The organism is Streptomyces avermitilis MA-4680 = NBRC 14893, from assembly GCF_000009765.2.
Classification (GTDB): Bacteria; Actinomycetota; Actinomycetes; order Streptomycetales; family Streptomycetaceae; genus Streptomyces; species Streptomyces avermitilis.
Genome location: NC_003155.5, coordinates 2835842 through 2861416 on the forward strand (window position 1 = coordinate 2835842; position 25575 = coordinate 2861416).

General features: G+C 73.6%; 18 protein-coding genes and 1 riboswitch. Of the genes, 8 read left to right on the plus strand and 10 right to left on the minus strand.

Annotated elements, in window-relative coordinates; translation table 11 throughout:
* Positions 1-39 precede the first annotated feature (39 nt).
* Together SAVERM_RS12180 and SAVERM_RS12185 are read left to right on the plus strand one after the other, a co-directional pair.
* Complete coding sequence (locus SAVERM_RS12180) at positions 40-4098, plus strand: bifunctional nitrate reductase/sulfite reductase flavoprotein subunit alpha (protein WP_010983768.1); 4059 nt, start codon at positions 40-42, stop codon at positions 4096-4098.
* A 125-nt stretch (positions 4099-4223) separates the two neighbouring features.
* The gene (locus SAVERM_RS12185) at positions 4224-5936 is read left to right on the plus strand and encodes a hypothetical protein (protein ID WP_010983769.1); all 1713 of its coding nucleotides are present in this window, start codon (positions 4224-4226) and stop codon (positions 5934-5936) included.
* A gap of 8 nt (positions 5937-5944) precedes the next feature.
* Here SAVERM_RS12185 and SAVERM_RS12190 read toward each other — a convergent pair whose 3' ends face one another.
* On the minus strand, positions 5945-6292 hold the full coding sequence (locus SAVERM_RS12190) for an ArsR/SmtB family transcription factor (protein ID WP_010983770.1): 348 nt from the start codon (positions 6290-6292) through the stop codon (positions 5945-5947).
* 91 nt (positions 6293-6383) lie between these two features.
* Positions 6384-6585: riboswitch (cobalamin riboswitch) on the plus strand.
* Between the two features lie 28 nt (positions 6586-6613).
* Between SAVERM_RS12190 and nicT the strand changes: the two genes are divergently transcribed.
* On the plus strand, positions 6614-7717 hold the full coding sequence (gene nicT / locus SAVERM_RS12195; protein WP_171033197.1) for a Nickel transporter NicT: 1104 nt from the start codon (positions 6614-6616) through the stop codon (positions 7715-7717).
* 26 nt (positions 7718-7743) lie between these two features.
* On the opposite strand, the gene SAVERM_RS12200 is transcribed toward nicT, so the two are convergent.
* The 6 genes from SAVERM_RS12200 to SAVERM_RS12225 form a co-directional block, all read right to left on the minus strand.
* Complete coding sequence (locus SAVERM_RS12200) at positions 7744-8508, minus strand: YcnI family copper-binding membrane protein (RefSeq protein WP_010983772.1); 765 nt, start codon at positions 8506-8508, stop codon at positions 7744-7746.
* A gap of 39 nt (positions 8509-8547) precedes the next feature.
* Positions 8548-9135: a hypothetical protein gene (locus tag SAVERM_RS12205; protein WP_037652216.1), complete on the minus strand. Its 588-nt coding sequence runs from the start codon at positions 9133-9135 to the stop codon at positions 8548-8550.
* Positions 9136-9229: 94 nt separating this feature from the next.
* The gene (locus tag SAVERM_RS12210; RefSeq protein ID WP_010983774.1) at positions 9230-14233 is read right to left on the minus strand and encodes a NaeI family type II restriction endonuclease; all 5004 of its coding nucleotides are present in this window, start codon (positions 14231-14233) and stop codon (positions 9230-9232) included.
* Positions 14230-15174, minus strand: coding sequence for an AAA family ATPase (locus SAVERM_RS12215; RefSeq protein ID WP_010983775.1), 945 nt, complete (start codon positions 15172-15174; stop codon positions 14230-14232). Before SAVERM_RS12215 ends, SAVERM_RS12210 begins: the two co-directional genes overlap by 4 nt.
* The gene (locus tag SAVERM_RS12220; protein ID WP_037652214.1) at positions 15171-17300 is read right to left on the minus strand and encodes a vWA-MoxR associated conflict system protein; all 2130 of its coding nucleotides are present in this window, start codon (positions 17298-17300) and stop codon (positions 15171-15173) included. Before SAVERM_RS12220 ends, SAVERM_RS12215 begins: the two co-directional genes overlap by 4 nt.
* A complete protein-coding gene (locus SAVERM_RS12225; RefSeq protein WP_037652212.1) occupies positions 17297-18256 on the minus strand; it encodes a hypothetical protein in 960 nt (319 codons plus the stop codon). The genes SAVERM_RS12220 and SAVERM_RS12225 overlap by 4 nt, the downstream gene beginning before the upstream one ends.
* Positions 18257-18599: 343 nt before the next feature.
* Between SAVERM_RS12225 and SAVERM_RS12230 the strand changes: the two genes are divergently transcribed.
* The 3 genes from SAVERM_RS12230 (at position 18600) to SAVERM_RS12240 (ending at position 20476) form a co-directional block, all read left to right on the plus strand.
* Positions 18600-18992, plus strand: coding sequence for a TOBE domain-containing protein (locus tag SAVERM_RS12230; RefSeq protein WP_010983778.1), 393 nt, complete (start codon positions 18600-18602; stop codon positions 18990-18992).
* Positions 18993-19220: 228 nt separating this feature from the next.
* Positions 19221-19640: a TOBE domain-containing protein gene (locus SAVERM_RS12235; RefSeq protein ID WP_010983779.1), complete on the plus strand. Its 420-nt coding sequence runs from the start codon at positions 19221-19223 to the stop codon at positions 19638-19640.
* A gap of 167 nt (positions 19641-19807) precedes the next feature.
* On the plus strand, positions 19808-20476 hold the full coding sequence (locus tag SAVERM_RS12240) for a DedA family protein (RefSeq protein WP_010983780.1): 669 nt from the start codon (positions 19808-19810) through the stop codon (positions 20474-20476).
* 26 nt (positions 20477-20502) lie between these two features.
* On the opposite strand, the gene SAVERM_RS12245 is transcribed toward SAVERM_RS12240, so the two are convergent.
* The 3 genes from SAVERM_RS12245 to SAVERM_RS12255 all read right to left on the minus strand — a co-directional run bounded on the left by SAVERM_RS12245 (position 20503) and on the right by SAVERM_RS12255 (position 24468).
* Complete coding sequence (locus SAVERM_RS12245) at positions 20503-21441, minus strand: lysylphosphatidylglycerol synthase transmembrane domain-containing protein (protein ID WP_037652228.1); 939 nt, start codon at positions 21439-21441, stop codon at positions 20503-20505.
* 401 nt (positions 21442-21842) lie between these two features.
* The gene (locus SAVERM_RS12250; protein WP_010983782.1) at positions 21843-23402 is read right to left on the minus strand and encodes a hypothetical protein; all 1560 of its coding nucleotides are present in this window, start codon (positions 23400-23402) and stop codon (positions 21843-21845) included.
* A 397-nt stretch (positions 23403-23799) separates the two neighbouring features.
* On the minus strand, positions 23800-24468 hold the full coding sequence (locus SAVERM_RS12255) for an SDR family NAD(P)-dependent oxidoreductase (RefSeq protein WP_010983783.1): 669 nt from the start codon (positions 24466-24468) through the stop codon (positions 23800-23802).
* A 121-nt stretch (positions 24469-24589) separates the two neighbouring features.
* Here SAVERM_RS12255 and SAVERM_RS12260 point away from each other — a divergent pair, with 121 nt between their 5' ends.
* Together SAVERM_RS12260 and SAVERM_RS12265 are read left to right on the plus strand one after the other, a co-directional pair.
* On the plus strand, positions 24590-24772 hold the full coding sequence (locus SAVERM_RS12260) for a hypothetical protein (protein ID WP_037652210.1): 183 nt from the start codon (positions 24590-24592) through the stop codon (positions 24770-24772).
* A gap of 104 nt (positions 24773-24876) precedes the next feature.
* Positions 24877-25530, plus strand: a complete 654-nt coding sequence (locus tag SAVERM_RS12265; protein ID WP_010983784.1) for a hypothetical protein — start codon at positions 24877-24879, stop codon at positions 25528-25530.
* Positions 25531-25575: the final 45 nt, after the last annotated feature.

Below are 25575 nucleotides of genomic sequence, written 5' to 3' on the forward strand. Positions count from 1 at the left end.
GACACATCCGCGTAACGGGCAATTCGTACCGTCGTCGGCATGACCACGACCCCAGAGGCGGAGCGGACCCGGACCGCGGAGCAGGTGCGGACCGTCTGCTCGTACTGCGGTGTGGGCTGCGGAATCGTGCTCGACGTGGGGACCGGCCCCGACGGCCGTCGTACGGTCCTCAAGGCGTCCGGCGACAAGGAGCACCCCGCCAACCGCGGCCGGCTGTGCACCAAGGGCGCGACGACCGCCGACATGCTCGCCGCGCCCGGCCGGCTGACCAGCGCGCTCGTCCGCGACGACCGTGGCGCGGAGCCGGTGCCCGCGCCGGTGGACGAGGCGGTCCGCGAGACCGCCCGCCGGCTGCGCGCGATCGTCGACGAGCACGGTCCGGACGCCGTCGCCTTCTATGTCTCGGGGCAGATGAGCCTGGAGGCGCAGTACCTGGCGAACAAGCTCGCCAAGGGCTTCGTACGGACGAACCAGATCGAGTCGAACTCACGGCTGTGCATGGCGAGCGCGGGCACCGGCTACAAGCTGTCGCTGGGCGCCGACGGGCCGCCGGGGTCGTACGACGACCTCGACAAGGCGGACGTCTTCCTGGTCATCGGCTCCAACATGGCCGACTGCCACCCCATCCTCTTCCTGCGGCTGCTGGAGCGGGTGAAGGCCGGCGCCAAGCTGATCGTGGTCGATCCGCGGCGGACCGCCACGGCGGCCAAGGCGGATCTGTTTCTTCAGGTCAGGCCCGGCACCGATCTCGCCCTGCTCAACGGGCTGCTGCACCTGCTGTACGAGAACGGGCACACGGACGCCGAGTTCATCGCCCGGCACACCGAGGGCTGGGAGGCGATGCCGGACTTCCTCGCCGACTATCCCCCCGCCACCGTCTCCGAGATCACCGGGATCCCCGAGGACGACATCCGGGCGGCGGCGCGGCTGATCGGCGAGGCCGGGGAGTGGACGAGCTGCTGGACCATGGGGCTCAACCAGTCCACGCACGGCACCTGGAACACCAACGCCCTGGTCAATCTGCATCTCGCGACGGGCGCGATCTGCCGTCCGGGCAGCGGTCCCCTCTCACTGACCGGGCAGCCCAACGCCATGGGCGGCCGCGAGATGGGGTACATGGGTCCCGGGCTGCCGGGCCAGCGGTCCGTGCTCGTCGACGAGGAGCGGGCGTTCGTCGAGGAGTTGTGGGAGCTCGCGCCCGGCACGATCCGCGCGGACGGGGTCGGGCGGGGCACCGTCGAGATGTTCCGGAAGATGGCGGACGGGGACATCAAGGCGTGCTGGATCATCTGCACCAATCCCGTCGCCTCGGTGGCGAACCGGAAGACGGTCATCGAGGGCCTCGAGGCCGCCGAATTCGTGGTCACCCAGGACGTGTTCGCCGACACCGAGACCAACGCGTACGCCGATGTCGTGCTGCCGGGCGCGCTGTGGACGGAGAGCCCGGGCGTCCTCGTCAACAGCGAGCGCGTCCTCACGCTGGCCCGGCCCGTGGTCGAACCGCCGGGGGAGGCGACGGCCGACTGGCGGCTGATCGCGGCCGTGGCGCGCGAGATGGGGTACACGGAGGGGTTCGCGTACGAGAGTGCCGAGCAGGTCTTCGAGGAGATCAAGCGGGCGTGGAACCCGAAGACCGGGTGGGATCTGCGGGGGGTCACGTACGAGCGGCTGCGGTCGACGCCCGTGCAGTGGCCGGCGGCGCGGGCGGACGGGCCGGCGCGGAACCCGGTCCGGTACGTGGCGGACGGGCTGGTGTTCCCCACGGCGAGCGGGCGGGCCGTCTTCCACGCCCGGCCGCATCTTCCGGCCGCCGAACTGCCGGACGACGACTTCCCCTTCGTACTCAACACGGGGCGGGTGCAGCACCAGTGGCACACGCTGACGAAGACCGGGAAGGTCGCCAAGCTCAACAAGCTGAACCCCGGACCGTTCGTGGAGGTGCATCCGCGGGACGCGGCCGCCCTCGGGGTCGTGGACGGTGACTCGGTGGAGGTCGCCTCCCGGCGGGGGCGGGCCGTCCTGCCCGCCGTCGTGACGGACCGGGTCCAGCCCGGGTGCTGCTTCGCCCCCTTCCACTGGAACGATCTCTTCGGGGAGTACCTGAGCATCAACGCGGTCACCAGTGACGCGGTCGATCCGCTGTCGTTCCAGCCGGAGTTCAAGGTGTGCGCGGTGGCACTGGCCCGGGTCGCCTCGCCCCCTTCGGCCCTTCCCGTCCGGTCCCTCGATGCTGCGCCCCCTGCCCCCGACGGCGGCCTGACGGCCTCGTCCGCTCCCGCCGGACAGGCGGAGATCTTCGGTCTCACCCCCGGCCCGCCACCGGTGCTGACCGCGCGGGAACGCCAGTACCTGACCGGCTTCCTCGCCGGGCTCGGCTCCGGCGCGCCGGGCGTGCCCGTGCTGCCCGCGGAAGCACCCTTCAGCGCCGAGCACGCGCTCTGGGTCAACGGCGTCCTCGCCGGGATGTACTCCAGGGCCGCCACCGCTGAGGCCCCGGCGAAACCGCCCGGCCGCGAGGTCGTCGTCCTGTGGGCGTCGCAGACCGGGAACGCGGAGGAGTTCGCCGCCGCGACCGCCGAGCGGCTCACCGCGACCGGTCACCGGGCCACCCTCGTCGGCATGGACGACACGGATGTCGCCCAACTCCCGCGCACTGCTGACCTGTTGCTGATCACGAGCACCTTCGGCGACGGCGACGCACCCGACAACGGCTCCGGCTTCTGGGACGCGCTGTCCGCGGAGGCCGCCCCGCGGCTGGACGGCGTGCGCTACGCCGTCCTCGCCTTCGGCGACTCCTCGTACGACGACTTCTGCGGGCACGGACGCCGACTGGACACCCGGCTGGACGAGCTGGGCGCGGTGCGGCTCGCGCCGCGCACGGACTGCGAGCCGGACTACGAGCCGTACGCGGGAGCCTGGCTCGACCAGGTTCTCGGCGCGCTGGGCACCAAGACGGACGCCCCGAAGCCTGCCCGGCCCCGCAAGCCGGAACCCGCCATCGCCCGTCTCACCGGCAACCGGCTGCTGAGCCTGCCCGGCGCGGGCAAGGAGGTCCGCAGGTTCACCTTCGACACGAGCGGGACGGGACTGACGTACGAGGCCGGGGACGCGCTCGGCGTACGGCCGGTCAACTCCCCTGATCTGGTGGACGAGTGGCTGTCGGTGACCGGGCTCGACCACTCCACTCCCGTGGCCGTCGAGGGAGTCGGCGAGGTGCCCTTCGCCCAGGCCCTGCACCGCCATCTCGACATCACCCACATCACCCCCGACCTGCTCCGGTTCGTGTCCGAACACGCCCACGACAACCGGGAGTTGAAGAAGCTGCTGCGTCCGGACAACAAGGACGGCCTGGCGCAGTGGTCCTGGGGCCGGCAGGCCGTGGACGTGGTGGCCGAGCATCCGGTGCGGGCGACGGCCGAGGAGTGGGCGGAGGTCTTCAAGCGCCTCCAGCCCCGGCTGTACTCCATATCGTCGAGTCCGCTCGTGGACCCGCATCTGGTGTCCCTGACCGTCTCCGTCGTGCGGTACGAGGACCGGCTCGGGCGGCCGCGCGGCGGGGTCTGTTCGCCGTTCCTCGCCGACGCGGAGCACCACACACCGGTGCCGGTCTTCGTGCAGCGCTCGCCGCACTTCCGGCCCCCTGCGGACAGCTCGACGCCGATGGTGATGGTGGGCCCCGGCACCGGCGTCGCGCCGTTCATGGGCTTCCTCCAGGAGCGGCGGGCGCTCGGGCACCGGGCCCCGAACTGGCTGTTCTTCGGCGAGCAGCACCGCGCCACCGACTTCTACTACGAGGAGGAGCTGACGGCGCTGCTGGCGGACGGCACCCTCACCCGCCTCGACACCGCGTTCTCCCGTGACCAGCGCGCCAAGGTCTACGTCCAGGACCGGATCCGCGAACACGGCCCCGAGCTGTGGCACTGGCTCCAGAACGGCGCCCGGTTCTACGTCTGCGGGGACGCCTCCCGCATGGCGAAGGACGTCGACCGGGCCCTGCGGGACATCGCCGTCACCCACGGCGGTCTGACCGAGGCGGAGGCCACGGCGTACGTGAAGCAGCTGGCCGCGGAGAAGAGGTACGTCCGAGACGTGTACTGAGCCCCTCCGGGCTCTGATCCTCCATTCGGTTCCGATCCTCCATTCGGTGCCTTCTTACCGGCCTCGCACCGGACTCTTCACGTCATGGCCCGCATCGTTCACGATGTCCCATTACGTTCCGTGTCGTGCACTTGGCAGAAGCAGGGCCGTCGACAAGCGGCCGACGGGCGGGTACGCCGGCGGCGCCGGACGAGGCACCGGCACAGTGGCACCGGGTGCTGACGCTCCTCGCGTGCATCAGCCTGTTCATCGGCACGCGGCAGGTGTGGGTGCAGGCCGCCAGTCTCCGTCCGGTGGTGGCCGCGGTCATCTCCCTGTGCTACGCGGGGATCCTGACGACCGGCCTGCTGACCCTGGTGGTGCGCCGCGGCCGCGCGCTGGCGCGCCTCGATCTGGGCGTCCTGGTGATCGCGGTGACGCTCACCCTGTGCGCCTGGGTCATGAACCACGGCGGCACCGACGAGGCCGTCCTGACCATGCAGGCCGCCCGCGAGTTCATCGCCGGCCGCCCGGTGTACGAACAGCCGTGGCCCTGGCTGTTCGGCCACGGCATCGCGCTCACGCCGACCATGAGCGGCGGCTACGACTTCACGTACGGCTATCCGCCGCTCTGTCTGCTGCTGACCGCGGCGCTCCTGTGGATCGGGGGCACCGGCGCGGCCGCGGCCACCCTGGTGAGCACGGTGGCCCTGCTGGCCGGCACGGTCGTTCTGTGGTGGCTGCTGCCCGTGCGGTGGCGCTCGGCGGCCACCCTGGTGTGCCTCGGCTTCGGGCTTGTGCCGTCGTACGCCCGGTACGGGTACCCCGCCGTCGTCGCGCTCGCCCTCCTCATCCCGGTGGTGGTGCGCTGGCCACGGATGGGCGGGGGCGGCTGGACGGACTGGGGGCGGGCCGCCTGTCTGGGCGCGGCCTGCGCGGCGCAGCAGCTGCCGTGGTTCCTGACGCCGTTCCTGCTGGCCGGGGTCTACGCGCTGCGCCGCGGGGAGCGGGGCCCGCGCGCCGCCGTGGTCGCCGTGGGCCGGATCGGGGCCGTGGCCGCCGGGACCTGGCTGCTGATCAACGCGTTCTTCGTCGTCAGTGAGCCGCGCTCCTGGCTCTCCGGCATCATGCTGCCGCTCACCCAGGGTGCGGTGATCCACGGTCAGGGGCTGGTCGGGGCCTCGCTCTACTACACCGACGGCAGCGGGCGACTGGCCTGGTACTCCCATGCGAGCACGCTGCTGGCGGCGGTCCTGCTCGCGCTGCTCGTCCTGTTCATGCGCCGGCTGGGGCCGGCGGCGACGGTGCTGCCCTGGTGCACGTTCTTCCTGGCGACCCGCTCGCAGGACGGCTACTACCTGCTGATGACGCCGTTGTGGCTGGCGGCCGCCGTCACCGCGCCGCCCTCGGCCTTCGCGAGCGCCTGGCAGCCCCGGCTGCCGTTCGGGGCGCACCGGCGGCGGGCGGCCCGCGTGGGCGTCGTCGCGCTGCTGCTGGCACTGCCCCTGTCGGCGGCGGCGTACGCGGTGACCGGCGCGCCGCCCCTGCGCATGGAGGTCCTGGCCGTCCGCCGGGGCACGGGGACCGTCACCGGGCTCACCCTCCGGGTCACCAACACCGGCGGCACCACCATGCGCCCCCACTTCACGGTGACCACCAATCAGGGCATGAACCGCTACTGGTCGGTCAAGGCCGGCCCGGCGTCTGTCCCCGCCCACGGCTCGGCCCGCTATGAACTCCTGCCGCCCGACGGCAGGTTCAAGCTCCCCGAGCCAGGTGTACGCATCCGGCTGCGCGCCTTCTCCGCGTCGCCGGAGACGCTGTCGAGCACGGATGTGCGGTTGCAGCCGAAGCGTTGACGGGGCCCTCAGGTCACCTGCTCCAGCAGCTTCAGCACCACCGGGTCGATCACCCGGTACCGCACGACCCGCCCCGCCTTCTCGCCCACGACCACCTCGGCGGTGCGCAGCAGCCGCAGCGCCTGCGAGACGGCGGGGTCGTTCATGCCGGTGGCGACCGCGAGGTCGGAGACGGCGAGCGGTCCGGCCCGGTGCAGGGCGAGGAGGAGGGCGAGCCGGCCGGGGTCGGCGAGCAGGGAGAACCGGTCGGCCCAGGCGCGTACGCCGTGGGGCTCGCCGATCGCGGCGATGGCGTCACAGACCCGGTGGCCGTCGATGGTGCTCCGGTCAACGCGGTCGGCGGGGACGAGATGCATGCGCGCATTCTTCCAGGCGGCCGTATGTGATCTTTCCTACGTACGGACACCTGCGCAACTGTGCAGCCTTGCAGGTGTTCCCAGGTCAGCCCTAGGGTTGGCGGGCCGTGGTGCTCGGGAAGCCGGTGACGGCCCCTCAGGGGGTTCATGCCGGAGCGGCCCTCGCCACTGTGATCGGGGAGTTCCCGTTCCGTGCCGCCGCGGGCGGCGCCACTGGTCCCTCAGGGCCGGGAAGGCAGGGACGGGCGCGTGTACCCGTAAGCCAGGAGACCGGCCACGGCATCTCACGAAGTGATCCACGAGGTGCTGGAGCGTGACCGTATGACCCTGCCCGCGCAGTCTTCCGAGGCCGCCGCCTCCTTCCGGTGGCGGCGTGAGGACACCGTCCGTACCGCCGGGCTGCTGGCGGTGATCGCGGCCCTGCACGTGGTCGCGTTCGGCGTTCTGTTCCTGCTGGTCGTGCCCGGGCACTACGAGGTCGGCTCCAAGGCCTTCGGTATCGGCCTCGGCGTCACCGCCTACACGCTCGGTATGCGGCACGCCTTCGACGCCGACCACATCGCCGCCATCGACAACACCACCCGCAAGCTGATGGCCGACGGCAAGCGGCCGGTGTCGGTGGGGTTCTGGTTCGCGCTCGGGCACTCCAGCGTGGTCGTCGTCCTCGCCGCGCTGATCGCCGGGGGCACCCAGCTGGCGGGACGGGTCATGAACGAGGACTCCACCACGCACCAGGTGCTGGGCGTTCTGGGTACGACCATCTCCGGGTCGTTCCTCTATCTGATCGCCGCCCTCAATCTCGTCGCCCTCGTCGGCATCCTGCGGGTCTTCCGGGCCATGCGGGCGGGAACGTACGACGAGCGGGAGCTCGAACAGCACCTGGACTCGCGGGGGTTCATGAACCGCATCCTGGGGCGCTTCACCAAGTCGATCACCCGTCCCGGGCAGATGTTCCCGTTGGGCTTCCTCTTCGGGCTGGGCTTCGACACGGCCACCGAGGTCACGCTGATGGTGATGGCGGGCAGCGGTGCGGCGGCCGGGCTGCCCTGGTACGCGATCCTGTGTCTGCCGCTGCTGTTCGCGGCGGGCATGAGCCTGTTCGACACGCTCGACGGCACGTTCATGAACTTCGCCTACCAGTGGGCCTTCTCGAACCCCGTGCGCAAGGTGTTCTACAACCTGGCGATCACCGGTCTGTCGATCGCCGTGGCGTTTCTGATCGGCACCATCGAGCTGGTCGGCGTACTGCACGACAAGCTCGACCTGCGGGACTCGGTGACCGGCTGGATCGCCGGCCTCGACCTCGACAACGTGGGCTACATCATCGTCGGGCTGTTCGGGGTCGTGTGGGCGGCGGCGATCACGTACTGGCGGGTGGCCAGGGTGGAGCAGCGCTGGGCGGTCCGCCCCGCCGACGGGAACTGACGCCGGCGGGGGGGGCGGGCCGGCGGCTACTCGTCCACGGAGCGGGCGGTGGCGGTACGGCCGCGGGCGATGGCGAAGCCCGCGGCGGCCAGGCCGAGGACGCCGACGATCAGTCCGGCGATGCCGAGCCCGCGGGCGGTCGAGTCGCTGTCGGCCGCCTTGGTCTCGGAACTCCCGCTCCCGGCGGCGCTCTTGTCGCTGTCGGCGGCGGACCCGGTGTCCTCCGCGGCGCCCTTGGCGGTGAGCCGGAGCACCGGCGCCGGGTTCTCCGGCTCCTCGCCGCCCTTCGGCGTCTCCTCGATCCAGCGGGCGACGTTTCCGTCGGAGTAGGTCTGCAGCGTCTTGAAGGTCAGCTGGTCGGCGTCGTCGGGGAGCTGGCCGAAGGCGACATCGAAGTCCTGGTACTGGCCGTGCCGGATGCGGCCGCCGGTCCAGGTGATCTCGGAGACGGCGTCGGTGATGGTGCCGTCGTCCGTCTTGACCGGCGTCTTGAGCTTCGTGGTCGTCACCTTGGCACTCCAGCCGTCCTGCGGGGTGACGAGCACGCCCAGGACCGGGTGGTCGGTGGGCAGGAAGACCTGCACCTTGGTGGTGCTTGCGGTGTCCTCCTCGTTGGGAACCCGGAAGGTCACAACGCCGTCCGTGGCGCCCTTCGCGGAGCTCTCGGAGTGGACGGTGACGTGCGCGAAGGAGGCGCCCGCCGCGGTGAGGACACCGGCGGCGGCGAGAGCGGTGACGGTGCCGGCGCGGCGCAGGGTGGTGCGGATCGGGGTGGTGCGGATCGGGGACATGAGTGGGGAAACTCCGTACTCGTGCTGGGGTGTAGGGGATCAGGCGGGGTACGGGCTTCCGGCGGGCGGGCCGCGCCGGGACAGGGCGTGGCGGAGCAGGGTCCGGTGGGGGCGGCGGGGGCCGGGCGCGTACGGGCGTGCCGCGGCCGCGTACGCGGGCAGCGGTGCCGTACGCCACCAGGCCGCGAGGCCCGGGACGAACGCGACGGCCTTGCGCAGCAGCGACCACAGGGCGGCCTCGCCGCGGCGCAGGCACCAGGACGCGAGCAGGGCGGCGGCGAGGTGTGCGGCGACGGCGTGGGAGGTCATCGCGTGCGGCTGGTGGGCCATGTGCATGCCGTGGGCCGTCCCCGGCATGGGCATCCGCTCGGCCCGTGGCCGCACGGCGTCGAAGGCCAGGTGCATGCCGCCCTGCACGGTGAGCATCGCGCCGCCGATCCCGGCCAGCGACCGCTCCCGGCCGCCCAGCGCAAAGGCGGCGGCGAAGACGGGCAGGAACCCGGCCACGTCCAGCCACACCGGCGGCACGGCACCGGTCGCCAGCGCGTGTCCCCCGACGGCCAGCAGCACGCACCCGACGGCGAACACCGCCGCGCGTACGGTCCGGACCGTGGGGGATGCGTTCATCGCGGTGGATCCTGCCATGCACACGGGGGTGACGTGCGGGTTTCACGGCATCCGTGGTCCTGATCTCATGCCGGTCCGCCACGGACCGGGCGGCTCACGAGAGCCACGACGGGGCGGGGAAACCCTCCACGAACGGCACCACGGGATCGTCGGAGGCCGCGACGACCCACGTGCCGGCGCCGATGGAGACGGTGGGCCGGTCGCCGTGGCCGGGCCGGTGCGCCGCGAGCCGTACGCTCAGGAGTTCGTCCTCCGCGGGCCGGCGCAGGCGCAGCGCCTCGGCCACGGCGCGGCCCCATGAGTTGCCCCGCACCACCAGGACTCCTTCGGGACGCAGCACCACCACGGCCTCCCGTACGCGCCTCTTGTGGTCCTGCCCGCGGAGCAGGGGGCGCAGCGCGGTGACGGGGACCGGCCTGCCCTGGACCCGGCGGAAGAACTCCGCCGTACGGCCGACCGCGTCCTTCGGGGCGAGGATCGCCGCGCGGGTCGCGTCGTCGAGGTGCAGCAGGACGTTCTCGGGCAGCGGGGCGTCGCGACGCAGCCACAGCACGGCGGACCGACGGGCGGAAGTGGTCAGCACGGCCGTGCCGTCGTTCTCCGGTTCCGACGTGCGGGTGAGCGCGTCGGGCCGTACCCGGATGAGCCCGGCCGACCAGCGGGAGGCCCGGTCGTCGGCCTGCACGACCAGGCAGAGGACGTCCTGGGTGTGCGGGGAGAAACGCCAGTTCGGCCCCGTGAGCGAGAGTCGCAGTTCGAACGGGACGGGGGCGCGGCGCCCGGACGGACGCCACACCAGGTCCGTGCTCTCGCCGGCGTCGAAGGGGAACGCGCGGCACAGGGAGCGTTCCAGTTCGAGTGCGGTCAGCGCCCGCTCCCGTCCCCTGAGCTGACGAAGGTCGAAGCGGCCGGTGTTCTCCATGTCGAGCGCCGCGTCGAAGCAGTCGCGCAGGGCGCCTGCCAGGCGCCGTCCGTCCGGGTCGAGTTCGTTGAACGTCCGTGCCAGTCGGAGCAGTTCGGAGTCGTCCGCGTAAGCGTGCCCGAGCGGGGTGAGGACGACGCACACCTCCGTGCCCGCCGCGCTGGTGACCAGGTGCGGGGCGAACCGCAGCAGCGGGCGGCCGTCAGCGGTGAGTGCCTTGTACGCCTCGGGCGAGATGCAGAGGGTGGGGTGATCCGGGTAGTGGTCCGACAGCCTGCGGAACTCGGCGGAGCGGAGCATCGCCCGGGTGTACTCGACGCCCACGTCGGACGTCAGGTCGACGGGGTCCGTCTCCAGGGGGCCTACGTGCACGGCCAGTCGGGGCGGAGCCAGTTCACCGACGGCCTCCAGTTCCGCGGGGAGCCGGTCCGCCAGCTCGGTGAGGAGGGGGCCGAGCGGGACCGCTTGATCCACGAAGATCAGGCAGCTGTCGTGCCATGTGCAGGCCGCGAGCTGTTCGTCCGCGGTGACGGCCGTCCCGGAGCGGAGGGTGCGGGTCACCGTGTCGAGGATGCCCACGGCCGAGGTGTACGGGGAGGTGTCGACCGCGATGACCGTCCGGGCGGCCGGGCCCGGGTGCAGTGAGCTGTTCAGCGCGTTCCGGGCGGCCTCGCGGGCCGCCTCGTGGTCCGATCCTTCGAGCAGCGCGAGGGCCGCGCGGGCCGCCTCCTCCGCCTCGGCCGGGCGGCCCAGGCGGAGCAGGGTGTGCGCGGTACGGGCGAGGGCCTGGGCCTCCTCGTCGCGCAGGTGGCGGGTGCGGAAGTGGGCGCGGACCCGGCGCTGGGCGGTGAGGAGTTCCTCGTCCGCTCCGGTGGCGGAGAACGCGGATTCGAGACAGAGGAGGGCGTTCCCGGTCTCGGCGGTCAGACCGAGGTCCTCGAAGAACCGGGCGGCCCGCACGGCGGGCGCGACCGCCTGCACCGGCTCGTCGCGCCGCAGGAAGGCCCGGGCGAGGACGAGGGACGCGGTCGCCTCGCCGTGCCGGTCCGCGTCCTCGTGGAAGAGGAGGCAGGCCAGCCGCAGTTCCCCGACGGCCCGGTCCAGCAGTCCGCGCGCCAGCGTCAGCCGCCCGAGGAGCAGGGCGTTGGTGCCACTCAACGGGCCCTGCCAGCGGGCGACTTCGGGCCAGGACAGGGCTTCGACGGTGTGCCACGCGTCGTCCGGCCGGCCCCCCTCGTACTGGGCGTGCGCCAGCGCGGCCACGCCCCAGGCGCCCGGGACGAAGTCCGAGGTCCTTTCCAGGAACGTGTGCGCCGCCTGCTCGTACAGCGTCCGGTACGGCGTCGTGGCTCCCGCGTCCTGGAGGAGGAACAGCACCCAGGCCCCGAGCGCGGAGCGACCGGTCCGGTCGAGGAGCGCCAGCGCGTTGGGGATCCAGCCTTCCGGGAGGCGGACCGGCAGCGGGGGCGCGTCCAGACGCCTCGCGAGCGCCGTGCCGGGGCGCCTGTTCTCGTACATCGTGGCGGCCGCGGAGCGGTAGAAGTCCAGGAGCCGTGCGGCGGCCTCGCCGCGCTCCACGGCGTACGCCGTGCGCCCGTGCAGGTGGTCGTGGACGGCCCCGTGGAATCCGTACGCGTCGGGCCCCCGGCGCTCCAGCAGTCCCTCGTCGACCAGGGTGTCGAGGAGCCGGCGGGCGTCCGGGACCGGGCCCATCAGTGCCAGGGCCTCCGGGAAGGAGAACTCGCCGGTCTCCGCCACGGCCAGCTGATGCAGGGCCGTCGCGGACGCCCACGGCAGGTGGTCGAGACGGAGCCGGAGAAACCCCTCCAGGCTCAGGGGCTGTTCCCCGGCCCCGTAGAGGAGGTAGGCGAGTTCCGGCGGGTTCGCGGAGTTGAGCCAGCTGCCCAGCAGCCGCACGGTGAGGGGCCACCAGGTGGTCCCGGAGAGAAGCGGGCGCAGCAGGTCGTCGTCGCGGATCGTGCGGCGGAGGGTGGCTTCGAGCAGGGTCAGCGCGCCGTCCGCCGAGAGCGAGTCCAGCCAGACCTCGGAACAGTGCGCCGGCAGACCGGGCGGCAGGCCGCGCGCGGTGACGATGACGGCGCAGCCTTCGGGCGGTTCGCCCGCGAAACAGCGCAGCAGTTCGGGGGTGCTCGCGTCGTCCACCACGAGGAGCACCCGTTTCCCGCGCAGCGCCGAGTGGAGCGCGGCCGCGATGTCGTCGGGCTCGCGCGGGATCCCCTCCGCGGGTGTGCCGAGGAGCCGGAGCAGCAGGTGCAGTGCGGCGTCGGGCGGCAGGGGGACCCGGCGGGACCCGCGCAGATCCACGTGGAACTGCCCGTCCGGGAAGTGCTCGCGCACCAGCCGGGCGACCTGGAGGGCGAGCGCCGTCCGCCCGGCCCCCGGGGCCTCGTTCCGCGCGGTCACGAGGACCACCCGGCTCCGGCCGGAGGCGATCTGTGCCCGCATTTCCTCGGCGACCGCGTTGTACTCGACGAACACCGGTGGGGCAGGGGGAAGTCCGTCCGCCCCCGACACCCACTTCTCCCCCGTCTCCGCCAGCCCCAGCAGCTCCAGCGTCCGCCGGGAAGCCTCCGCGAACGCCTCCCGCTCCCCGCGCAGTTCGCGCGCTCCCTCCGGGTCGTAGGCCGCCGCGGACAGCAGCGCCCGGCCGTCCCCGCGGGACGCCACGTGCCGGGAGATCGCCCGGTGGATCCCCCACACCTCGTGTGCGCCCAACTGTTCCTGGAGCACGGTCTGGGCCTCGGCCGGCAGCACGAGTTCCACCGGACCCGTGCCGTCCCCCTCCAGCGCGAACACCCCGCTCGTCACCACCTCCGCCACGTCCGCGGTCGTGGCCTCGGGTACGAGTTCCTGCCGGATGACGTGCAGCAGGCGCAGGCTCAGGCGGTCGAACGGCGAGCAGAGCACGGCCAGCCGGGCCGCGCGCGGCGCCGCCGTGCGCAGGAAGCCCTTGGCGAGTGTGTCCGGCGGCAGCGGAACCCCGCGCGGCCGGGCGGGACCCGGCAGGCGTCCGGTCGGCGGGACGAGTACCGCCGTGCAGCCGTCCGGGTCGCCCCGCATCAGCGCCCGGGACCAGCGGCCCAGGGAGTGCGGGGTGAGCGAGAGGACCGGGATGGGCAGCCAGGGGTCTTCGTCCGGATCCGGCGACACGTCCAGCAGGGGTGGTGGCTCGTGCGGGACCCGGCTGCGCGTCGCGCCCGGCGCCGCGGGGGTGAACCGCACGGTGGGCAGGTTGAGGCCGCCGCGCCGCCACAGCTTGGCCGGGAGGGGGTTGAGCACCGCCGTGGGGGTCGCGCCCGCCCAGTCCCTCAGCAGATGCCACACCTCCGGGCGGCGCCAGGCCTTCGCCGTGCAGTCCGAGACCACCACGACCAGGCGGCGGCCGTCCGTCGAGCGGAGCTGACCGGGAGTGTGCGGACGCTGGGCGGTGTCGAAGGTGAGGTCCGCGACCTGGAGGGTGCGGAAGGCGCCGAGCCGGTCCAGGACCGCCGCGAACTCGGCGATCGTCTCCCGCCACACCTGCATGCCGGGTGAGCGGTCGACGACCAGCGCGAGGTCGAACCACCGCTCCGGCGCCGCCGTGAACACCGGGAGCAGTTCGCCGCTGCGGGCGTAGCCGTCGACGGTGGCGTCCATGTCCAGTTGGGCGCGGCGCCCTTCGGACCACGGCCGTTTCCACGGTCGTAGCGCCCGGGTCAGCTCCAGGGCGTGCGGCAGTACCGCCGCGCGGGGTGCGGCCACCGGATGTCCGCGCAGGGTCGTTCCGCTGCCCGGCAGCCGTTCGTGCAGGGGGAGGGCGGGCGAGGCGGCCGGGGCGGGGTCCGTGGCGTCCGGGGCCCGTGTGCCGTCGTCGTCCGGGACGGGGAACGGCTGCCGGGGCCCGGGCGCCGACGGCCGCTGTGCGCGGCCCTCGGTCTCGGGTGTGCCGGTCGCCGTCCGTGCGGGCGCGTCGACCGCCGGGTCCTGGTCCCGTGCCATCCGCGCCGCCAGCCACAGCGCCTCCGCCAGCGCCGTGCCGTCGAGGCCGGGGACGGCACCGTGCAGCGCGGACAGCAGTCGGGGCAGCGCGTCACCGGAACCACCGGAGTCCTCGCCGGAGTTCTCGAAGTCACCGGACATGTCGGAGGTACCCGTCGCGGCGGACCCGGGCGTCACGCATGGGACAGTTCCCGCAGAATCAGTTCCGCGATGGCCTGGCGGCGGTCGTCACCGGGCGCGCCGTCGCCGGTCAGCAGGTGTACGGCGTTGAGGAGCTGGTCCACGGCGAGGCTCTCGCCGGCGGTCAGCCGTTCCAGGAACACGGTGATCAGCCGTCCGGTCTCGTCCGCCGCCGCCTTCTCGGGCCCCATGTGCGCCTCGACGACCCGCAGCAGGGTTTCGGGGGTGGGCAGCGGCATCGTGAAGCGGATGCAGCGGCGCAGGAAGGCGGCGGGGAAGTCGCGGTCGCCGTTGCTGGTCATCACGATGAACGGGAACTCGGCGCACTGCACCCGGCCGCGGGCGATGAGGTGCGTCCGCTCGCCGCCGTGTTCGCGGACGGGGACCACGTCCGTGCCGTACCTGGCCAGTTCGGGGATCTCGAACTCGCCGCGCTCCAGTACGTCGAGGAGGTCGCTGGGCAGGTCCAGGTCGCTCTTGTCGATCTCGTCGATGAGCAGGGCCCGGGGGCGGGCGGAAGGCAGCAGGGCGGTGCCGAGCGGGCCCATGCGCAGGAAGGGGGCGATGTCGTCGCTGCCGCCGGGGCCCTCCAGGCGCTGGGCGTGGATGCGGCCGAGTGCGTCGTACCGGTAGAGCGCCTCGGCGAGGCTGCTGCGGGAGGTGATGTGCCAGCGCAGGACGTCACCGAGTGCGAGCTCGGCGGCCACCTGTTCGATGACCGTGGACTTCCCGGAGCCGGCCGGGCCGGTGACCAGGAGGGGGCGGCGCAGGGCGAGTGCCGCGTTCACGGCCTCGGCCAGGCGGGGCGGCGGCACGAACTGCCGGTGCTGGGAGCGGCGCGGGAACTCCCGCCAGGGCGGGGCGGGGGGCAGGACGACCTGCTCCTCGGCACCGGCCGGGGCCTGTCCGGTCCCGACGTAGAAGGGCTGCCAGGTCATGTCGGATACTCCCCGTCGGTGGTGGCGCTTTCTTCCTGTGCTGCTTCGTGGGTGAACTGCTCCTGCTCGAACCAGGTGCAGAACTCGAGCCACTCGGGGCCGTCCCACACCGTGCGCAGCCCGGCCAGCCGCCGTCGGTCGGAGGCGGCCGCGGAGGTGGCGCCTGCCGGGTCGCCGCACGTGCTCCACTTGTCGCGGTAGGCGCGGCAGAACTCCGCGGGCAGCAGATGCCAGTGGGTGTCCAGGTAGGCGCGTACGTCGTCCGGCACCGAGGCTTCGTCGTCGGGCCACAGCACGATGGGCGAGGCGGCCAGCAGCCGTTCCATCATGTCCTTGAGCCGGGACGGCCGGTGCGTCAGGGCCACGGCCCGGGTGCGCGGCCCGCTCATCAGCCGGCCGTAGGTCTCCTGGAACTGCCGGGTGTCCGACTCGCCGAGCCAGTCGGCGCGGGTGCCGTCCGGGCAGGCCCGCATCGCCTCCAGGGCCTTGCGGGCGCGGTCGTTGATCCACCAGAGGTGGTCGGGCGGCTGGATACGGTCGCTCCAGCGCAGGACCACGTCGTGATCGGCGCCGAGCCGCATCCCGAAGTCGGTCTCCTCGGGGCGCCACTGGACCAGCAGCGGGGCGGGCGCGGCGATCTCCACCCGGTACAGGGGCGCGCCCAGGACGCGCGCGTGCCGCGACGCCCAGCGCAGGACGGTGCCGAGCCGGCCCTCGACGCCGGTCCGGTCCGGGTCGCAGGGGAACTCCTCGTGGTGGCGTACGGCGTCCCCGTCGAGCAGCCAGGCCGCCAGCGACTCGGGCCAGTCGTCGCCGACCGCGGAGTGCAGGCTGACGACGAGTCGCAGGCGCGTGTCGCGGGTGCGGTCCGCCTGTCGTACGAAGGCGTCGTTGAGGTCGATCTCGGCGTCCAGGTCGGCGGCCCAGCGGCGCAGTTCGGGGGTCCCCGGGTCGACGCCCGTGTCCCGGGCGAGCGCGGCCACGAAGTCCGCCAGGGGGACGGTCCGTCGCTGACCGGCCCGTGGGCTGCGCAGCAGCAGGTGTTCCACGGCGTCGCGCAGGAGGCCGGTGCCCCTGGACTCGGGCAGGGTCGCGGTGGACGCGGGGCTCACCTCGGCGAGGGTGCGGCGCAGCAGCGGGGTGGTGAGGTCGGCACCGGGCCAGGCGGTCAGCAGGGCGGTGGTGCGCACGGCGTCGCGCAGCGCGTCCAGCACACCGAGCGCCCAGGCGCGTTCGGCGGAGGACGGGAGGGCGGACAGCGCGGGCTTCAGCGAGTCCAGGTCCCGCAGGCCGGTGACTTTGGCCGGATGGGACACCCCGGACGAGTCCGGGTCGCCGCCCAGCCGTTCCAGGGCCCTGGCCAGTTCCTCGGCGCCCACGGGTCCGAGCAGGGGACCCGTGGGAGTGCTGTGACGGGCGTTGCGGGCCAGCCACAACCGCTCCTGGGCGAGTTGGGCGCCGTCGAATTCCGTACGGAGGATGGCCTGGCCCTCCGCGCCGCCGTCGGTCCGGACGGCGTCCGCGACGGCCGCCGGGGAGAGGGTCTCGCCGGCCCCCTCGATGCCTTCGCCGCACACCTTCACCAGGGTCCGGCTGAAGCGGAGTTCGTACGCCTCCTCCTTGGCGCCGGCTCCCATGAGCAGGGCGAGCCGGGTGTCGCCCTCCCTGATGCCGCCGGCCAGGGACTTGAGGTCGGGGGCGGCGTTGCCCGCGTAGCAGGTGTCCACGAGGGCGATCACGCCGTCGAGGCCGGGGGTGTCCAGCAGTTGCGACAGCAGCGATCCGACGTCGACCATCTTCGTGGGGTTCTCGGGCTCCGAGTCGCCGGCCGCGAAGTACAGGCTGGTTCCGCCGGGCGTGCCGTGGCCGAGCAGCGCCACGACCAGGACCGCGCCCTCCGCCGCCGCGTGCCGTCCCGCCTCACGTACGGCCCGCTCCACCTCGGCCTGGGTGACGTCGGCGCCGCAGCGCAGGGTCGTCCGCTCGGGGTGGTCCTTCTCGCAGGCGCCTGCCCAGGGGGCCGTCAGGGTGTCGTGCAGGGACCTGGCCGCCTGTTCGAGCTCCGGGAGCAGGCCGAGGGCGGGGCACTGGGCCCCGATCACCAGTACGTGGCGCGGCCCGCTCATCGGCCGCCGGCGGTGGTGAGGGCCTCGACGAGCGGTCCCGCGACGGCCGGTTGTGCCAGGTACTTGGCGGCCGGGTGCACCCACGCACCGTCCGAGTCGACCCGGCCGCTGACCGGGAGAGCGCCCGCGGCGTTGGGCCGGACGAACTTCTCCAGTGCGGGCCGGGCGGCGACGAGATCGTCGCGGTCCCAGAAATTGAGCCACCGGCCGACGCACTCCGGGGTACCGAGCGGCTGCGGCCGTACCCGCGGCTGTACGGCCGTACGGATGCCGAGGGGTGAGCCCAGGGTGATCAGCAGGGGTACGGAAGCACGGTGTGCGTGGAGCGTCTCGAGGGCGACGACCGTGCCCAGGGAGTGGGCGACGACGACCGTGGGCCCCTCCCGGTCCAGGCACTCGGCGACCCGGGAGCGGATCCGGTCGTCGAGTGCGGCGCCCCGCTCGTCCGGCTCGGCGCGGTTGAGGTAGCGGGCGACCTGGCCCAGCATGCCCGCCGTGGTGCGGGCGGTCAGCCAGCCGCCCGTGGCGCGCAGGCCCGGTAGGGCCAGCAGGCTGGTCAGCGCGTTGACCGCGTGGCGGGCCGGGGCGCCGGCCCCCTGGGCCCGGCCGGTGGGCGCGAGCTGGGCTCTGGCCCGGCGCAGTGCCGCGGCCTCCGCCGGGGTCAGTTCCGGGTCGGTGAGCCGCTCGTCGACGGCCTCCTGGAGCAGGGCGACGAGCGCGTCCTCGTCCTGTGCCCCCGCGGCCGGGCCGCCCTGGGCGCCGCTCCTTCGGAACAGGTCGCCGTAGTAGGCGAAGCGGGCGTCGGCCGCCCAGCCGCCGAGGAGGCCGGAGATCCGCGCGGAGTGCCCGGCGGCACGCGCGCCGTGGGCCGTGGCGCGCAGCCACTCGTCCAGGTCGGCCCGGGCGTCCCGCGGACCGCCGATGCCGTGGACGAACACCAGTCGAGGACGACCCATCGCTTTCCCGCTCCCCCGATTCGGCGCACATGGATTCGGCACATATGCAGGACAGAGATCCTTTCGCGATCGGTGGAGCACCGGCAACCGCTGTGGAACTCTTTCCTGCACCTACGTCAGGAACCGGCGCAGAATGGCCGAAACGCAACGCCGGGCCTGCCGGTATCGGCCGTTACCGATCGGAACCCGTCAGCCACCGCGGTCACTTCCGGTTCCGCACCCGGTTCTGGTGGCGATCGCGCCGTGCTGTGGGGCCGGTGCGGGTCAGGTGTGGGGTTCCGGCTCCGACGCGCCACCGGACCCCGTTCCGGTGGCGGCCTGGCGGGCGCCTATCTTGGCGCTCATGCAGTCCTACACAATCGGCCAGGCCGCCCGGCTGCTGGGCGTGAGCCCGGACACCGCACGACGCTGGGCGGACGCCGGCCGGATGGCGACCCATCGCGACGAGGGCGGGCGACGGCTCATCGACGGGCGGGACCTGGCCGCCTTCTCGGTCGAGATCGCCAAGTCCGGCGGTGAGGAGGACGCCTCCTACACGTCCGTACGCAACGCCTTTCCGGGCATCGTCACCGCCGTGAAGCTCGGTGACGTGGCCGCCCAGGTGGAGATCCAGGCGGGGCCGCACCGGCTGGTCTCGCTGCTGACCCGGGAGGCCGTGGAGGAACTGGGTCTGGAGGTCGGCGTGGAGGCCACCGCCCGGGTGAAGTCGACGAACGTGCACATCGACCGGGCCTGAACGGGGCCCGTACGGGCGGCGGCCCGGCCGGTCGGACCCAGCGCGCCACCCTCGCCCGCGCCCTGGCCACTCACCCCGGCTGCTGCTGCGCGACGAGCCGCTCGTCGCGCTGGACGCCCGCAACCACGCGGACGCACGCGTAACCCGGCCTGAGGGGCCGGCCGGGCTACGGTGAGGCCCATAACGGCTGAAGCGTGACAAACCCCCACTCCTTGCGAGGCCCTCCCCATGAGCCTGAGTATCCGCAACCAGCTCCCCGGCACCGTCACCGCCGTCACCCGGGGCGAGGCGATGGCGACCGTCAAGGTCCGTCTGGACGGCGGCCAGGACATCACCGCGGCGATCACGGCGGACGCCGTCACCGACCTCGGCCTGACCACGGGTGCCGCCGTACGCGCCCTGGTCAAGTCCACCGAGGTCTCGCTCGCCACCGACGCGGTCGAGGGCGTGTCCATCCGCAACCAGCTGCCCGGCACGGTCGAGGGGGTCGCCGCGGGCGGCGCCATGGCCTCCGTCCGGGTGACGGTCGAGGGCGGCGAACTGACCGCCGCCATCACCAAGGAGGCCGTCACCGATCTGGGCCTGGCGCCCGGTTCCGCCGTCGTCGCTCTGATCAAGTCGACGGAGATCGCCCTGGAAGCGGTCTGAGGATCTCCGGGATCTCCGTGGCGACGCCCCAGGTCTTCCCCGGCTACGGCCCGGGGAACTGTGCGCACTCCACCATCGTCTACAGTTCCGTAGACGGTCTACATATCTGTAGTCGGTAGGGGTGCACCGTCACGCCCTGTCGTCCCCAAGCGGAAGGGCTCGCGACGATGACCCCACCTGTTCACCTGGCTGCGCAGCTCGCGGTCAACGTGCTGGACGCCCAGTCCCTCCTGGCCGCCTTCGGCGTGCTGGGTGTCGGCGTGGTGCTGTTCGCCGAGACCGGGCTGCTCGTCGGCTTCTTCCTGCCCGGTGACTCTCTGCTGTTCACCGCGGGCCTGCTGTGCACCGGGACGGCGGACCACGGGGTGAAGCTGTCGCTCGGGCCGCTGCTGGTCGCCGCCGCCGTGGGCGCGCTCGCCGGCTCGCAGGTCGGCTACCTGCTGGGCCGCAAGGCGGGCGGCGCCCTGCTCGCCCGCAGCCGCTCGGCCCGGCTGCACGAGGGGGCGAAGCGGGCCGAAGAGCTGCTGGAGCGGTACGGACACGCGAAGGCGATCGTGCTGGCCCGGTTCGTGCCGGTCGTGCGGACGGTGCTCAATCCGATGGCGGGAGCACTGGACGTGCCGGTCCGGACGTTCACCCTGTGGCAGGTCGTCGGCGGCCTCGTCTGGAGCGTGGGCCTGACCCTGGCCGGATACGCGCTGGGCTCGTCCATCCCGAACGTGGACCGTTATCTGCTGCCCATGGTCGCGGTGATCGTGGCCGTGTCGCTGATCCCGCTCGCCGCCGAGGTTCTCCGCTCCCGCAGGGCGGCCAGGGCGAAGGGAGCGCGTGGATGAACCTCGGGGAGTAACCGCCCGCCGTGTCACAGCGTCTTGCGGCGGACCAGCAGTCCGAGGACGAACAGGCCGGGGAGCAAGGGCAGCCAGACCGTCAGGAGGCGGTAGCCGAGAACCGCGGAGGCCGCCGTGGCGGCGGGGGATCCGGCGAGGGTGAGGGCCAGGGCGAGCGCGGCGTCCAGGGAGCCGATTCCGCCGGGGGTCGGGAGCAGGGCGGCGGCGCCGCTCGCCGCGAGGTACGCCAGCGCCACCAGGGCCGGCGACAGCGGTAGTTCGAGGGACTGGGTGACGGCCACCACGACCGAGGCGTGCAGCAGGGCGAAGGCCAGCGATCCGCCCCACAGGGCCGCCGCCCGGGCCGGCTGCCGGTGCACGGCGCGGACGTCCGCCAGCACCGCCCGTATGGCCCGCCGCAGCGGCCCGGACAGCAGCGCCGCGATCGCCGCGCCCACCGCGAGGACGATCGCCACCGCGACCGCGGGCACGTGCACGACCGCGGGGACGTGCGGGACGCGCAGCACGCCGGGACAGGCGAGGGCGAGTACGGCGATCAGGACGCCGCGCACCACGGCCCCGGCGACGGTCTTGACCGCGAGCGCCGTCGCCGAGCGGGCCACCGGCAGTCCGCAGCGGGTCAGGAACCGCAGGTTGACCGCGCCCGCGCCGATGCCCGCGGGCAGGACGTGGTTGGCGGCGGACGCGGCGAACTGCACCGCCACCAGCCGCCCGCCGGGCAGCGGCTGCGCCACCGCACCCTGCTGGGCGAGCGCCGACGACACCCACGTCGACACCGCCGCCGTCGCGCCCACCAGCAGCCAGCCCCGGTCGGCGGCGGCGAGCCGGTCGGCGCCGGCCTCGATGACGGGCCAGTGGTCATGGGCGAGAAAGACGGCGCCGACGAGGACGAGCAGCGCGGCAGCCGCGTGCCAGCGGGAGCGGGTCCGTGCGCGCTCGGGCGGCTCCAGCGCGTCGGGGGCGTCGGGGGCGTCGGGCGCGTCGGGCGCGTCGGGGGCGCCGGGGGCGCCGGGGGCGCCGGGCGCGTCGGGGGCGTCGGGCGCGTCGGGGGCGTCGGGGGCGTCGGGGGCGTCGGGGGCGTCGGGGGCGTCGGGGGCGTCGGGGGCGTCGGGGGCGTCGGGGGCGGACGTACTCGATGTGGTCGATGTACTCGATGTGCCGGACGGGCTCGATGCGCCGGACGGGCTCGATGTGCCGGACGGGCTCGATGTGCCGGACGGGGTCGACGCGGTGGATGCGCTGCATGCACTGGACGCGCTCGACGGGTCCGGTGTGCCGGGTGTGCTCGACCCGCCCGGCCCGCCCGGCCCGCCCGGCCCGCCCGGCCTGCCCGACCGCCTCGGCATACGCGTCATCCGCGTCCGCCCTCCCCCGCCGCCGGTGCCACGTGGATGCGTACGGCGCCGTACCGGTGGGAGGGCCAGTCGCGGGCGTAGGCCGGTGGCGAGCCGTTCGCCGGGGCGAGCGCGGCGACCGGGATCCGCGTGGCGGTCCGCAGGATGCCCGCCCGGGTGGCGTTGGCGTTGTGGCCGCTGGTCTGGGCGGAGGAGCAGCCCGTGTAGAAGGCGATCGGGATGGCCTCGCTGCCGGTCAGCAGGCACGGTGGCCGTACGCCGAGACGGTGCAGTTCGCCGGCGGTGCGGGCCCAGCCGCGGTGGGCGGCGGTGGTGCGGTCGACCGCCTTCTCGAGCACCGCGTACTGCACCGCCAGATGCCCGGCGAGGACGAGCGTCACCAGCGCCACGGCCACCGGCCGCCACGCGCGGCGCGGCACGCTGACCAGGTGGACGAGCGCGTCGGCGACCGGGATCGCGAGCAGCGCGTAGGCGGGCAGCAGAAAGCGGGGCGCGGCGTACCCGATCAGGAACAGGTACGGGACGGCGGCCGTCGTCGCGCAGGCCAGCGGGACCAGGGTGGCCGCCGTGCGCCGGGCCCGGACCGCGACGGCCAGTCCGAGGGCGGCGAGCAGCGGCAACACGAACCACCACGCCATCACGGCGACGCCCGGCATCGCCCCGGTGCACGGACGGCACAGGGCCCGCCCGCCGAGGCTGCGCAGCTGGTCGCCGACGGCGATGTTCCAGCCGAGGCCGCCCTGGATGTGGGAGGCGTCGGACAGCCGCTGCCCCAGTCCGCCGTAACTGGCATACGCCTCGACGACCCACTCGCCGGCCCCGGCCACCAGCCCGACCGCCAGAGCCGTCAGCAGCGCGGGGCGCCGCCGGCCCCGTACACACGCCAGGAGGGCGAGCAGCGGCAGGGCCGTCCAGATCGCGTCGGTGGGCCGCATCCACGCCATGAGCGCCGCGCCGGCTCCGACTCCACCGAGGGCCGCCCGGTCATAGCGGTCCGCCGGCGCGTAGCGGTCCGCCCGGCCGTAGCGGTCCGCCCGGCCATAGCGGTCCGCCCGCACGCGCAGGAAGCAGCCGACGCAGATCAGCGCGCCGATCGCCACCCAGTAGTTGGGCATCGCCTGCGGGCCGTAGAACACCGTCACCCACAGGCTCGCGAAGAGCGCGCCCGCCAGGGCGAGCACCCGCGCCGGGAACAGGCCGCGCCAGACGCGCAGCGCCAGGTACAGGCCCAGTCCGGACAGCAGCGCGAGATAGACCCGCAGCAGCGGCGTCGACGACGACCACGAGGTGATCGGTGCGACCAGCAGGGAGACGCCACGGGCGCGCGGCGCGCTGAAGAACGCGGGCGGGGCCTGCGCGCTGATCTGGCTGACGTACACGGTCTCGTCCCAGCCGAGCCCCATCCCGGGTCGTACGAGGGCGAGTTGGGCCAGGGTGAAGAGGGCCGCCAGCGCCGCGAGCGCCAGTTCCCCCCGCCCCCGCCACGAGGTGCCGACGACCGCCGGTGGCCCGGGGCGGCGACCGCCGACGAGCGTGACGTTCGAGCTGTTGGCCATCGTCCACCCCTCACCTCCTACGAGTTGCCGGATTCCCCTGACCCTGCGAGCCGTAGGGCTACGCCCAGAAACCGCAACAAAAGCGAAGATCAGGAAAAACATGGACAAGTTACCGCGCTCCACCCAGGGGTGCAGCGCGGAGGTCGAGGAGGTTCGGCCGCCCGGCGGCCTGTTCCCCACCCCTGGCGTACGTCCCGCCGGGGCCATCGACCGCCCGCGTTACGACGGACGGCGGATCCGGGATCTCCGCCTCACCCCGGACACCGAATCCGGCGGCACCGACGACGGCGCCTGCGACGGGCCTCCGTGTCCGGGGCGGCGCTCCGCGCCCCTACGCGCCGCAAGGTGGCGGACATGGCTGACCGCGCCCCGTGACCCTCCGGAGACGCGGGGTCCGTCAGGCGGCGTCGAGGTCGTCGGCGAAGTGGCGGTACCCGTGGCGGTCCTGGTGCAGGCCCCACAGGATGTCCGCCAGCACGGCCGGGTCCTTCCGCCGGTGCCCCGGAATGATCGCGCCGGGGATGATCAGCTGCGCGACGTGGATGCCGTCGCCCGCGAGCGTGTCGTGCAGCAAGTGGCCGTACGCGCTCTCCGCGGCGAAGGCGACCGAGGTGCCGGCCCGGTCGGGATGGGGGACGACCGCCGTGCCGCCGTTGACGAAGAGGACGGTGCCGCGGCCGAGGGCGCGCATCCCGGGCACCGCCTGCTGCACGGCGGCGACGGGCCCGTAGAGGGAGAACTCGATCGGGCCGACGAGATCGGCGGGCGTGGTCTCCAGCACCGGCCGCATGAACTCCCGCTGCGGGACCGGACTGTACTGCAGGACCTCGATCGGGCCGAGGGTCGCGGTCGCCGCGTCCAGGGCGGCGGTCAAGGCCTTCGGGTCGCGCACGTCGGCGGCGAAGCCCCGCGCCGTCACCCCCTCCTCGGCCAGCTCCGCGGCCAGGGCGTCGACCCGGCCCCGGTCGCGCGAGACGAGCGCGACGTCGAAGCCCTCACGGCCGAACCGCCGCGCGACCGCAGCACCGAGACCGGGACCCGCTCCGACGATGGCAATGGTGGTCATGGCTTCTCCTTGGACGTTCAGGCCAGTACCCCGGCGGCCAGGGCGACCTCGACCTCCGCGCTCGACCTCCGCGCCGCCGCCTTGCTCGCCGCAGAAGTCCCGCATCTCCTGGATCTCACAGATGCCGCCGCTCAGCGAACCGGCGGACGACCTCGGTCAGCGGCAGCGGCCGGGGCCGCCGCGCGACCACGGCTGGAACCACCCCCTGACCGGCCCTTCGGTACCGCTTACCTGGTCGGTACCGCTGACCTGGCCGCCGCCCCCGCCGGTGGGCGTCTTCCGGATGCGGCGGTGGGGCCGCTGACGGATGGTGGATGACGTCTGCCCCATCGCGGTGGCGCTCCTCGGTCACCGCGCGCACGACGGGCCGGCCGAGGCGCGCCACAGACAGGGAAAGGGAGCTATGCCATGAGCGTTGGTCTGCCCCGAAGGAAGAGACCGGTCCGATGCCGTTCGGCCACGGTCACCCTTGCCGGACTCGTCGTGGCAGCGGCGATGGGCACCGCATCGCTCGTGTCGTGCGGTACGGACGGCGGCGGCAGCGGCAGCAACAACGCGTCGTTCAGCCCGACCCCCACCGCCCCCGACACCGCGTCGTTCTCCGGCACCCCGCCGTCCGCCCTCTCCTCGCTCGGCGCGTCCGTCAAGGAATCCGCCCGGGCGGCGGCCTCGGCAGCGGCCTCGTCCGCCTCGGCCGCCGCTTCGGCCTTCGAAGCCTCGGTCTCGGCCGACGTGGCGCGGGCCAACGCGGCCGCCGAGCAGCGGCTCAAGAACGCCAAGGGCCAGGGCAACGCGATGTCCGACGTCGCGCTCACCGGCAAGCCGCGCTCCGAGACGGGTGGCGTGCTCGCCCTCGTCGTGAACATCACCAACAGGACGGACAAGACCGCCTCGTACGCCGTCCAGGTCGACTTCCGCGATCCCGACGGAAAGGTCGTCGAGACCCGCTTCGTCGGCGCGGAGAAACTCAAGCCGGGTGAGCGGGCACAGCCCCTCGCCATCAGCCGGAAGCCTCCCGAGCCTCGGCTGACCGCCGAGATCGCGAGGGCACAACGCTACTGAGCGCAGGGCACGACGTCATTGCTGAACCGAGCGGCAGGCACGGGG